Here is a 10030-nt window from a genome sequence, read left to right as displayed (position 1 = left end):
AACAAAAAAAAGCGTTTGGCCGTTGGGCCAAACGCTTTGTTCTATTTGAACACCTTCATCCGGCTGTCGATCGGCGCAAACTCCTTGTCGCCCGCCGGAGCTTCGATCTTGCCGAACGGCATCTGCGCGATCAGCTTCCAGGTTTCCGGGACGCCCCATTCCTTCCGTACCTCATCATCGATTAACGGATTATAATGCTGCAGGGACGCGCCTACGCCTTCATCTGCCAGGGCCGTCCAAACCACATACTGCAGGATGCCGTTGGATTGCTCCGCCCAGACCGGGAAGTTGTCGGCGTAAAGGGCGAATTGCTTCTGAAGCCCTTCGATCACCGTCTTATCCTCAAAGAACAACACGGTGCCCCGGCCGCTGCGGAAGGAAGCCATCTTCTCTTCCGTCGGGCCGAAGCTGTCCGCCGGAACGACTTTGCGCAGCGTCTCTTTCGTGAGGTCCCATAGTCTATCATGTTGTTCTCCGAACAATACGACAGCTCTGGCGCTTTGGGAGTTAAAGGAGGATGGCGAGTAAAGCACCGCGTTTTTCACGATCTCCTCGACCCGGTCTTCAGCAATCGGAAGGTCTTTGCCTATGGCATATATGCTTCTTCTCGTTTTGACGGCATTCCAAAAATCGCTCATTTGTTCTGTTCGCTCCGTTTCTGGATTAATGTGAATGGAACCTCTCTTAATGTGTCCCAACGGACGAAAAACCAAACAGCCCCGGAGCCGCTTCCATTTACTCGCTAATTAGCTTTAATCCCATCGCTGCCCCTAATATCAATGCAATGCACAGCAATCGCCGCCACTCGCGGGATTCCCCGTAAAGGATCATCCCGGCAACGGCGCTCCCTGCCGTGCCGATTCCCGTCCACACCGCATAAGCCGTCCCCATGGAGATGGTTCGCATCGCCAAGGTCAGGAACAAGAAGCTCAGCAGAAAACCGCCGGCCATCCAGGCATATGCTCCCATGCTCTTTCGGGCGTTGATTTTGTTAATCCCGATCACGCCCAGCACTTCGCCAAATCCGGCCACTACAAGCAGAATCCAATCCATCGCCTAAGCCTCCCCTTCCGTCCGCGTCTCTCCGTCGGTCACCAGCTTCAGGCCGATGACGCCAACAAGCAGCAGCATAATAAGCAGCAGCTTGGTCCAGCGGAAGGGTTCCCCAAACAGCGCCATTTCCGCAATCACCGTTCCGGCGGTGCCGATCCCCGTAAACACGGCATAGACCGTGCCGATCGGTAGCCGGCGTCCGGACAGAATCAGCAGGTACATGCTCATCACGATACAGACTACCGTCCCTCCCCAGCTCGGCACATCCCCGGCATGTTTCAAGCCGATCACCCATCCGATCTCAAATAGGCCGGCAACGCCGACGAATCCCCAATCGCGCTTCATGCTGCATAACCCACTCCTTCATGAAAAAAAATAAAGCCCGAAAGATATCAAAAAGCGATATCTCCCGGGCTTTTGTCCCTCCGTGTCCACGGCACTTTTCGGCTGCCGCGCGTTCCCTCTTGGACCAGTCCGGCAGTTTCATCCGCCGCGGAACCCTAGGCAACGATTCGATAGCTATCTTAACCGATTCCCGGTGCGGGGTCAAGAAGAGCCGATGCTTCTAGGTATAAAAAACTATACTATACAACAAATTTGTGCGTACTTGTAAGTTGAAATCCGATCGACTAACATGGATATTGTCTTAGGTTATTTCATCCATGATGTAAAGCCAGATAAGGAGTGAGCGAGATGAGCGCCCAACTATTTACCCCGTATACGATCAAACAGGTAACGTTGAAAAACCGCATTGTCATGTCCCCCATGTGCCAATATTCTTCCCCCAACCGGGACGGAAAAATCGACGATTGGCACCGGGTCCATTACGCGTCCCGCGCCGTCGGCGGCGTCGGCTTGATCCTTGTCGAAGCGACGGCCGTCGTGCCGGAAGGCCGGATCACGTATAGAGATCTCGGCATTTGGAGCGACGAGCACGTGGCTGGACTGAAGGAGCTCGTCGACCTTGCGCACCGCAACGGCGCCAAAATCGGCATCCAACTGGCCCATGCCGGACGGAAAGCGGAGCTCGAGGAAACGATTATCGCGCCGTCTGCGATTCCGTTCCCGGAGAAGAAAACGCCGAAGGCCGCCGACGCCGGGGATATCCGGCGTATCGTCGAGGGCTTCCGCGACGGGGCACGACGTGCGAAAGAGGCCGGTTTTGACGTCATTGAAATCCATGGAGCCCATGGCTATTTGCTGAACGAATTCCTTTCGCCGCTGACCAACCATCGGGAGGACGAATATGGCGGAACCGCCGACGGCCGTTACCGGCTGCTGAGCGAAGTCATCGAGGCGGTAAATTCGGTTTGGACCGGCCCGCTGTTCGTACGGATATCCGCGAACGAATATGATTCAGAGGGCAATTCCCTGGAACAGTACATCGATTATGCCCGCCGCATGAATGCGCAAGGCGTCGATTTGATCGATTGCAGCTCTGGCGGGCTGATTCCGGCGCAAATTCACGCGTTTCCGGGATACCAAGTGAACCTGTCCGAACAAATCCGCCGCCAGGCGGAAATCGCCACTGGTGCCGTCGGCCTGATCAACGATCCGACCCATGCGGAAGAAATCCTCGGCAACGGACGGGCGGATCTGGTGCTTCTGGGCCGCGAGCTGCTGCGCAACCCTTATTGGGCATTCGATGCCGCACAAACACTGCGTACGACGTTGGAGCGCCCGGTTCAGTACCAAAGAGCCTAATAGATGACTGGCGTTTGGACCCGTTTTCGCGTTTTGCGAACGCGGGTCCTTTTGCTTGCCGGTCACGCTGCGGCTCTTTATGGCCGGTCATTGTCAAAACCTGACTTGGTTTTCCTTCAACAGAGTTTTATAATTTGAAGAGTGAATTTGTCCACGGACCAAGGAGTTGTTCTTGATATATGAGTAATCGTCCTCATCCCAAAATTCTGATCATGACGGCGGTGGAAGCCGAGCAACAGGCCGTCCTGCGCGGTCTCGGCGGATACGAGCGCGCCGATGTGCAGTTGGCCGGCGTCGGTCCGGCTTCGGCGGCAGCGGCAACGGCAACCGCGCTCGCCCGTGCCGGCCAAACCGAAGGCGGCGCGTACAGCCTCGTCGTCAGCGCCGGGATCGGCGGCGGATTCGCCGAGGTCGCCGGCGTCGGCTCGCTTGTGGTCGCGAGCGAAATCATCGCCGCCGATCTTGGCGCAGAGACGCCGGACGGCTTCGCCGGGGTGGACGAGCTCGGCTTCGGCTCGTCCCGAATCGTCGTGGCGGACGAGCTGGCGGTCCGCTGGACGGCGGCGCTGCGGGAGGCCGGGCTGCCGGTCCACTATGGCCCGATCCTGACGTTATCCACCGTCACAGGCACGGCGGAAACCGCACGCTCGCTGACCGAGCGTTATCCCGGAGCCGGCGCCGAAGCGATGGAAGGCTTCGGCGTTGCCGAAGCTGCCCGCCAATTCGGCGTTCCCGTGCTGGAGCTGCGCGCCATCTCCAACGCTGTGGGCCCGCGACAGCGGGAATTGTGGAAGATCGGCGATGCCCTGCAGGCTTTGGAACAAGCCTGCGCTAAACTACCGGAGGTGCTGCAATCATGAAAATCGCTTTCTCCCCCTGCCCTAACGATACCTTTGTATTTCACGCCTGGGTTCATGGCTTGATCCCGGGTGCTCCTGAGCTGGAGGTCACCTATGCGGATATTGATATCACGAACGGGTGGGCGGCGTCCGGCACCGGACCTGAGGTGCTGAAAATCTCCTATGCTGCCCTGCCTTGGGTACTGGACGAGTACGCGCTTCTTCCGTGCGGCGGAGCGCTGGGCCGTGGGTGCGGACCATTGGTATTAACGGCGGACTCGGCCTCGCCTTCCGACTTGTCGGGTCGCCGCGTCGCGGTCCCAAGCGAGCGTTCCACCGCCTATTTGCTCTTCCGGCTGTGGGCGGCTAAGCACGTGCCCGGCGGCGTCGGCGAGATCGTGGTCATGCCTTTCGACGAGATCATGCCGGCCGTCAAGCGCGGCGATCTCGATGCTGGCCTGGTGATCCACGAAGCCCGCTTCACGTATCAGAACTACGGACTGAACCTGCTGCAAGACCTGGGGAACTGGTGGGAGTCCGACACGGGCTTGCCGATCCCCCTAGGCGCCATCATTGCCCGCCGTTCACTGGATCTTGCGTCGATTGCCCGATGGACACGGGAATCCGTGGAATACGCCTGGGCACATCCGGACGCTTCAGCCGATTATGTCATGAGCCATGCGCAGGAAATGTCGCCGGAAGTCACCCAGGCGCATATCGGATTGTACGTTAACCCGTACACGGCGGACTTAGGCGACGACGGCTACGCGGCGATTCGCGGCCTGCTGGATCGGGCGGCTGCCGAAGGTTTGGTGCCGATGATCGATCCGGCCAAACTGAGAGCAAGTTGGTAAGCATGAAGTTCCTGCCCTTCAGGAATAGCGTGATTAAGTAACGCTATTTATGGATTCGGCTGACTTATGCGCAATATAGCGATGTTTCATCACCTTATTTGCTAGATTTCTATTGAAATCCACCCTTTTCCGGGCCAATAGGATGATTTCATCACTCTATTTTTCGACGAAATCTGAATTTAGCGCAAATAGCGTTACCCTTTCACCTTAACTGGAGTTAATCCAGAGTAACCAAAGAAGGAGCCGATCTCGGCTCCTTCTTTGGTTGGTCCAACCTTACGCCCCGCCGCCGAACCGTTTGCGATACCCGCACTTCCGGCATAGCTCCTCTACGGCTTCGCGCCGGGAAAAACCTTCGTACAAGCGGTTCGCCCGCTTTCCTTCCACAATCTCCGAGAATGGCGTTTGATACACGTTCCCCAGATTAATAACGCCTTCCCCATCCAGACAGCAAGGAATGACCGTGCCGTCCACGAGAATTCCGGCCTGGTTGCGGAGCGCATGGCAGAAGCCCTTTCCATCGTCTTCCGGAGCCCGTAAATCCGGCCACTCGAATTCATGATCCTGGTTCAAATAAATGCGCTCGGCTAACTTGACGCCGCTGCCGGGCACGACCTTTTCCTCGATACGGTAATCAAGGTTGAATTCCTGTTCAATGATCTCCAGGGTTGCCCGGTTCCGCATGCGCTGCAGGTTCGTCTCATTGTCCCGGGTCAAATTCCACAAGCGGAACGAGACGATCAGATCGGACGAAGCTACCGCCTCACGAACGAAGGACAACACGTTTCTCAAATAACCTTCCCGGTCGGTCGAACCTTCATGTCCGTCAAAGCTGTGCAGCGAGAAATTCATCTGACGCAGCGCCGGCTTGCCGAGCAGCTTATGACGCATTTTGGGAAGCAGCGTCCCGTTGGTCGTGATGTTGACTTTGAATCCTTTTTCGTGGCTGATGTCGAGCAACTGGTCGATCTTGGGATGCAGCAGCGGCTCGCCCTTTACGTGAAAATAAATATAGTCCGTATGCGGTTTGATATCGTCCAGGATCTTGCGGAAATCCTCGATTTTAATAAACTGCGCCTGACGATGGGTCGGCGGGCAGAAACTGCAGGCCAGGTTGCAGATACTGGTCGTTTCGATATAGAACTTTTTGAACTTTTTCATGTTGACCTACTTCGTTAAAATTTTTAGTTTATGTCCTATTCTATCAATTAATCGCGTTCAGTAAAAGATCATGTGGTCCTTGTCCGCTTTATAGTAATCCAGCCGGTCCCTTAAAGTGCCCGTGTGGAATTCGAACATATGCCCGTCCGGATCCAGAAAATAAATCGACTTCTTATCCCGAAGATCTCTTTCACGTCCCGGCCGCACTTCGACGTTCAATTCCCGAAGACGGTTCAAAAAAGCCTCGAAATCTCCCTCATCAATCGTAAAAGCGATGTGCGTATAGGTACCGTGCTGCTTGTCACGGGGAACCTCTTCCTGATTCAAGGCGATCCACAGCCCGTCCAAATCGAAATAGGCCAGCTTTCGGCCTTTGACTAGGGGAGTCGCTCCAAAGACCTGCTCATAAAACGCCATGGACCGATCCAAGTCGGATACGGAAAAACAGAAGTGATTAATGCCGTTAACTTTCATCCGAAACTCCCCTCTACTCTGCCAAAATGAACGTGACAAGGCGGAGCGCCCTGTCACGAAAAGCTTTTTTTGTTCGCTTCACGCCTTCCGCGTTCAAGCCGTGGCTTGGGCGGTAATCCGCACGTTTTCCACGATGATCGGCGTGCCTGCCCCTATCATATCCTGACCAAGCTCCAACGTCAAAGCCTCCGGCTCCAGCGTGTACAGCCTGCCTTCCTGCGGCATGCCGTTGATGAATATGTTGGTATAAGAGCCTGCGCCGGTCCCGTCAAAAGCCAAAGGCGTGTTCCCCTCGTCATCCGTAAATTGATCGGCGGGTATGTTAACTGTCCCGGTCAGATCGGCAGGCGGCGCATAAAAGTAGCGAAACACGGCGGAGGTGACAAGGATTTCGCCTACCGGCGGTCCCGGCGGCGCTTGAGGTCCCTCGGGCCCCGCTGGCCCGGTCGCCCCCGGCTCCCCTTGCGGCCCTGCCGGACCCGCTGGTCCGGTCGCCCCCGGCCCGCCTTGCGGCCCTGCTGGCCCCGCTGGCCCGGTCGATCCCGGCTCGCCTTGCGGGCCCACCAGCCCCGCTGGCCCGATCGCCCCCGGCTCCCCTTGCGGCCCTGCTGGCCCCGCTGGTCCGGTCGCCCCCGGCAGCCCTTGAGGTCCCTCGGGCCCCGCTGGCCCGGTCGCCCCCGGCTCCCCTTGCGGCCCTGCCGGACCCGCTGGCCCGATCGCTCCCGGCTCGCCTTGCGGGCCCACCGGCCCCACTGGCCCGACCGCTCCCGGCTCGCCTCGTGGGCCCACCAGCCCCGCTGGCCCGGTCGCTCCCGGCTCGCCTTGCGGGCCCACCGGCCCCACTGGCCCGATCGCTCCCGGCTCGCCTCGTGGGCCCACGAGCCCCAACGGCCCGGTCGCTCCCGGCTCGCCTTGCGAGCCCACCGGCCCCACTGGCCCGGCCGCTCCCGGCTCGCCTCGTGGGCCCGCGGGCCCCAACGGCCCGGTCGCTCCGCGCGTTTCGGCCGGTAACGCCGCCCCCCAAGCCGGGGCCGTCACAGGTCCCTCCACGCGCTCCAGGCGCTCGATCCGCCGCAGCTCCTGGCGATATCGCTCCAGCTGCCGCACCGCTCGCCGGAGCTGCCTCCGCAGAGGGGATACCCTTCCCTTCCTGCGCCGTCGGCGTCCTCTTGCTACGCATTTCTTTTTCCTTATGGCCGAAGCTTGCCGTTTACGAACGCGGATCTTTCCGCGTAACACGCCATTTCCCATTCCCATCTGCTTCTTCCCCCTGGCTGACCTAGGTTCCTCCCGACCTTACTTTCGTATCTTATGATCGGCCAGCCCGGAACGCATGGGCAAATCTCTCGAAGCCCATCCCTTAAATTCCATGTTCAACGGAGGCGTTACGCCGTTTCTATTAACGCATTCGCGACATTAGATGTGTTGTATCGAATCTTTCGATACCATCAAAGATTAGGAGGTGGATTTATTATGCCTGTCATTAAACCCGTTATTACAGCGGTGGCTTCGGCCCCGGTATCCTCCGGAGGCGCGATCACGACAACGGTGACGCCAACGGTCACCCGTTACTTTGCCACTTTGACGGCGGGAATGATCGGAGCTACCGATACGACCATTCCGGCGGCAAGTTTCGTGGACGACGCCGATGCCGCGATTACGGATTTGCCGGCGCTCACCGGCAGCGATTACTTTAACGTGTATATCAACGGCGTCATTCAGCAGGCCTCGTTGTCGACTTTGTCAACAGCCAGCCTGGTACTGGATACCGTTGACCTGACGGCCGGTATCCCTATCCAGCTAGAAGTCGGTAACTTTGGAGGCGTCGCATCGACAATTACGACACAGCCCACGATTTCCGCGCCAACGATCACGATCATCACGTAATCGCATATTGACGAGCTGTCCTCCCATCGCATAAAATGGTGCCAACGCAACAAGGCGATGGAGTTCGCCTGAACCGCTCGATCGAGCTGATGACTCCTACCAGAGTTTCTGGTAGGAGTCTGTCTATTTTCAGGAGGTTGATTGCATTGAACATCCTTGCTTTAATCCTTGGCGGCTTACTTGGGACGCTCCTTCGTTATGGGCTTTCCCTCTGGATTCCGGCAGCCGGAGCTTTCCCCCTTCCGATCCTGATCATCAATTGGGCCGGATGCCTGTTTCTCGGCTGGCTGTTTACCATCGCCACTATCCGGAAGCTCCCCCCTAGCGTGCGTATTGGCGCAGGTACGGGTTTTACCGGTGCGTTCACGACGTTCTCCACCTTCACGGTGCAAACCGTTGACGCCATACATACCGGACATGTTGCTGTAGCGCTCGCCTATTTCCTGGCCAGCTTGATCGGCGGTTTGCTGATGGCTTGGGCCGGGGTGTCTTTGGGCCAAAAAATGCGGTCTCCTAAGGCAGGTGAACCCGTATGATCGGCCTCATTGGACTTGGCGGAATCATCGGCACGCTCCTGCGTTATTTTTTGGGACAATGGGTTTCATCCCGGACGACCCGCAGCGGATCATCATTCCCTTGGGGAACCTGGATCATTAATCTCAGCGGTTCCCTGCTGCTTGGCGTCCTAGCCGGACTGCATGCTCGGCACTCCCTGCCTGACTGGAGCTGGTTGATGCTCGGGACCGGATTCTGCGGTGCGTATACAACTTTCTCTACCTTTGGTTACGAAACGGTGACGCTAATTAGCAAAGGTTATAAAATCCAAGCTGCCGTTTATATCCTTACCTCGGCGTTGCTTGGCGTGGTTTTCGCTTGGTTAGGCGGCTGGCTCGTTTCATAGGAGGGAAGCCGCCCCATGGGGAGGCAAACGCCCTTATGGCGATCAAGCGTACCGGCGTTTGCATACAATACAGCAAATCCGCGAACAAGCGAGAAAAGGTGATTTCTTTTGGCCAGTTTTCGTAAAGCTTATTTGCTGAAACAGCGTATTGCCGGAAACATGCTGAAGCAGAACGGAGTCCATGGCGTAGGCGTTGGCCTGCGGGACCCCAAACGCCCCAAACGGGGAGCGGCGATCATCGTATATGCCGATGCCCTTTCAACCACCGCCGCCTCCAAAAAAAAAGCAAAATCAAAGCGCACCACGGCTTTGCCTCGTTACCTGAAGCCCCGGGCCGGCGTGCCGTTTCGCATCGTCCGTTCCCCCCGCTTCTGCAAACGAAGCGGCAGGTTCACCCGCCGAATCCGGCCGGCCTCATCGTCAGCAGTGATGTTAACGGGTGCAGCCGCCTGATCCTGAGCAACAACCACGTCCTCGCCGATAACAATACCGCGCGCTTCTCAGCGACGCTCCAGCCCGGCGGCGCCGATGGGGGCACTATCGCCAAAGACCGGATCGGTCAGTTGGAACGCGTCACCAAGCTGAGTCGTAAACGTCCGAATTATCTGGATGCCGCCACCGCCAAACCTTTAAGACGCTCTTTACTGAAACCGGCTTACGCGGTCTTCGGCATCGTTCCCGGCCATGTCCGCTGCTATAAAGTCGGGGACCGGCTCAAGAAGGTCGGCCGCACGACAGGGGTCGTGAACGGTACGGTGGAATCGATTCATACCGACGTTCAGGTCGATTACGGGGATTACGGCAATTTAGGGACGATCACCTTCAAGGATCAAAGCGTCATCCGCGGCAAACGTCCGGTCTCCTTGGAAGGCGATTCCGGTTCCGTTTGGCTGACGAGGAAAGGCAATCTCGCGGCTGCGGTCAATTTTGCCGGATCGGAGAACGGAATGCTGTCCATCTCTTATCCCATTGAATGGTTTATGCAGGTATTCGGCGCCCGCGTGGCTAAACCGGCTAAAGGTCGGCTGCTTCGGCCCCAAAGAGGCAAAAACGGCAAATATATGTGCATCCGGCCGCTTCCCGCCAAACTAGTCAAAGCTCTGCGTCCGATCCCGGCATCGCCTCGTCCTCTCCGGCGGCGCGTTTAATCAAAAAAA

The 10030-nt window shown here is 57.6% G+C and carries 14 protein-coding genes and 2 riboswitches; of the genes, 8 read left to right on the top strand and 6 right to left on the bottom strand.

Translation table 11 applies throughout. The features are described from left to right. Nucleotides 1-41: 41 nt before the first annotated feature. From MJ257_RS23745 to MJ257_RS23735, 3 genes are all read right to left on the bottom strand, one after another. Nucleotides 42-638 carry a nitroreductase family protein gene (locus tag MJ257_RS23745; RefSeq protein WP_240271631.1) on the bottom strand — a complete coding sequence of 199 codons (597 nt, stop codon included), beginning with the start codon at nucleotides 636-638 and terminating at the stop codon, nucleotides 42-44. Between the two features lie 97 nt (nucleotides 639-735). After that, nucleotides 736-1053, bottom strand: a complete 318-nt coding sequence (locus MJ257_RS23740; RefSeq protein WP_240271629.1) for a DMT family transporter — start codon at nucleotides 1051-1053, stop codon at nucleotides 736-738. Nucleotides 1054-1056: 3 nt separating this feature from the next. Then, nucleotides 1057-1398, bottom strand: coding sequence for a DMT family transporter (locus tag MJ257_RS23735; RefSeq protein ID WP_240271628.1), 342 nt, complete (start codon nucleotides 1396-1398; stop codon nucleotides 1057-1059). A gap of 59 nt (nucleotides 1399-1457) precedes the next feature. Continuing rightward, a riboswitch (guanidine-I (ykkC/yxkD leader) is annotated at nucleotides 1458-1568 on the bottom strand. A 178-nt stretch (nucleotides 1569-1746) separates the two neighbouring features. On the opposite strand from MJ257_RS23735, the gene namA reads away from it, so the two are divergent. The 3 genes from namA to MJ257_RS23720 all read left to right on the top strand — a co-directional run bounded on the left by namA (nucleotide 1747) and on the right by MJ257_RS23720 (nucleotide 4450). Next, nucleotides 1747-2757 carry an NADPH dehydrogenase NamA gene (gene namA, locus MJ257_RS23730; protein ID WP_240271627.1) on the top strand — a complete coding sequence of 337 codons (1011 nt, stop codon included), beginning with the start codon at nucleotides 1747-1749 and terminating at the stop codon, nucleotides 2755-2757. Between the two features lie 179 nt (nucleotides 2758-2936). Beyond that, a complete protein-coding gene (locus tag MJ257_RS23725; protein WP_240271625.1) occupies nucleotides 2937-3617 on the top strand; it encodes a futalosine hydrolase in 681 nt (226 codons plus the stop codon). Continuing rightward, on the top strand, nucleotides 3614-4450 hold the full coding sequence (locus MJ257_RS23720) for a 1,4-dihydroxy-6-naphtoate synthase (protein WP_240271623.1): 837 nt from the start codon (nucleotides 3614-3616) through the stop codon (nucleotides 4448-4450). The genes MJ257_RS23725 and MJ257_RS23720 overlap by 4 nt, the downstream gene beginning before the upstream one ends. A 276-nt stretch (nucleotides 4451-4726) precedes the next feature. On the opposite strand, the gene MJ257_RS23715 is transcribed toward MJ257_RS23720, so the two are convergent. The 3 genes from MJ257_RS23715 to MJ257_RS23705 all read right to left on the bottom strand — a co-directional run bounded on the left by MJ257_RS23715 (nucleotide 4727) and on the right by MJ257_RS23705 (nucleotide 7192). Beyond that, nucleotides 4727-5611 carry a radical SAM/SPASM domain-containing protein gene (locus MJ257_RS23715; RefSeq protein WP_240271621.1) on the bottom strand — a complete coding sequence of 295 codons (885 nt, stop codon included), beginning with the start codon at nucleotides 5609-5611 and terminating at the stop codon, nucleotides 4727-4729. 57 nt (nucleotides 5612-5668) lie between these two features. Next, entirely contained in the window at nucleotides 5669-6085 is a 417-nt protein-coding gene (gene fosB / locus MJ257_RS23710; RefSeq protein ID WP_240271620.1) for a metallothiol transferase FosB, read from the bottom strand. Nucleotides 6086-6178: 93 nt separating this feature from the next. After that, nucleotides 6179-7192 (bottom strand): DUF4183 domain-containing protein, encoded by a 1014-nt coding sequence (locus tag MJ257_RS23705; RefSeq protein WP_240271619.1) that lies wholly within the window; start codon nucleotides 7190-7192, stop codon nucleotides 6179-6181. Nucleotides 7193-7558: 366 nt separating this feature from the next. Here MJ257_RS23705 and MJ257_RS23700 point away from each other — a divergent pair, with 366 nt between their 5' ends. The 5 genes from MJ257_RS23700 (at nucleotide 7559) to MJ257_RS23680 (ending at nucleotide 10021) form a co-directional block, all read left to right on the top strand. Next, nucleotides 7559-7972 (top strand): DUF4183 domain-containing protein, encoded by a 414-nt coding sequence (locus MJ257_RS23700; RefSeq protein ID WP_240271618.1) that lies wholly within the window; start codon nucleotides 7559-7561, stop codon nucleotides 7970-7972. Between the two features lie 44 nt (nucleotides 7973-8016). Next, nucleotides 8017-8078: riboswitch (Fluoride riboswitch) on the top strand. 40 nt (nucleotides 8079-8118) lie between these two features. Further along, on the top strand, nucleotides 8119-8508 hold the full coding sequence (locus MJ257_RS23695) for a fluoride efflux transporter FluC (protein ID WP_240271616.1): 390 nt from the start codon (nucleotides 8119-8121) through the stop codon (nucleotides 8506-8508). Then, nucleotides 8505-8873: a fluoride efflux transporter CrcB gene (gene crcB / locus MJ257_RS23690; protein WP_240271615.1), complete on the top strand. Its 369-nt coding sequence runs from the start codon at nucleotides 8505-8507 to the stop codon at nucleotides 8871-8873. Before MJ257_RS23695 ends, crcB begins: the two co-directional genes overlap by 4 nt. A 132-nt stretch (nucleotides 8874-9005) precedes the next feature. Continuing rightward, entirely contained in the window at nucleotides 9006-9326 is a 321-nt protein-coding gene (locus tag MJ257_RS23685; protein WP_240271614.1) for a hypothetical protein, read from the top strand. Nucleotides 9327-9436: 110 nt separating this feature from the next. After that, nucleotides 9437-10021, top strand: a complete 585-nt coding sequence (locus tag MJ257_RS23680) for a chymotrypsin family serine protease (protein WP_240271613.1) — start codon at nucleotides 9437-9439, stop codon at nucleotides 10019-10021. Nucleotides 10022-10030 lie beyond the last annotated feature (9 nt).

The sequence above is a fragment of the Paenibacillus timonensis genome, assembly GCF_022427145.1.
Lineage (GTDB): Bacteria > Bacillota > Bacilli > Paenibacillales > Paenibacillaceae > Fontibacillus > Fontibacillus timonensis.
Note: the sequence above shows the minus strand (reverse complement) of the source record. Positions and strands in the feature narration are given on the sequence as shown.

What these genes read in the sequence shown, in the direction of transcription:
- MJ257_RS23745 (WP_240271631.1), bottom strand. Translation starts at nt 638, where the DNA reads ATGAGCGATTTTTGGAATGCCGTCAAAACGAGAAGAAGCATATATGCC.
- MJ257_RS23740 (WP_240271629.1), bottom strand. Translation starts at nt 1,053, where the DNA reads ATGGATTGGATTCTGCTTGTAGTGGCCGGATTTGGCGAAGTGCTGGGC.
- MJ257_RS23735 (WP_240271628.1), bottom strand. Translation starts at nt 1,398, where the DNA reads ATGAAGCGCGATTGGGGATTCGTCGGCGTTGCCGGCCTATTTGAGATC.
- namA (WP_240271627.1), top strand. Translation starts at nt 1,747, where the DNA reads ATGAGCGCCCAACTATTTACCCCGTATACGATCAAACAGGTAACGTTG.
- MJ257_RS23725 (WP_240271625.1), top strand. Translation starts at nt 2,937, where the DNA reads ATGAGTAATCGTCCTCATCCCAAAATTCTGATCATGACGGCGGTGGAA.
- MJ257_RS23720 (WP_240271623.1), top strand. Translation starts at nt 3,614, where the DNA reads ATGAAAATCGCTTTCTCCCCCTGCCCTAACGATACCTTTGTATTTCAC.
- MJ257_RS23715 (WP_240271621.1), bottom strand. Translation starts at nt 5,611, where the DNA reads ATGAAAAAGTTCAAAAAGTTCTATATCGAAACGACCAGTATCTGCAAC.
- fosB (WP_240271620.1), bottom strand. Translation starts at nt 6,085, where the DNA reads ATGAAAGTTAACGGCATTAATCACTTCTGTTTTTCCGTATCCGACTTG.
- MJ257_RS23700 (WP_240271618.1), top strand. Translation starts at nt 7,559, where the DNA reads ATGCCTGTCATTAAACCCGTTATTACAGCGGTGGCTTCGGCCCCGGTA.
- crcB (WP_240271615.1), top strand. Translation starts at nt 8,505, where the DNA reads ATGATCGGCCTCATTGGACTTGGCGGAATCATCGGCACGCTCCTGCGT.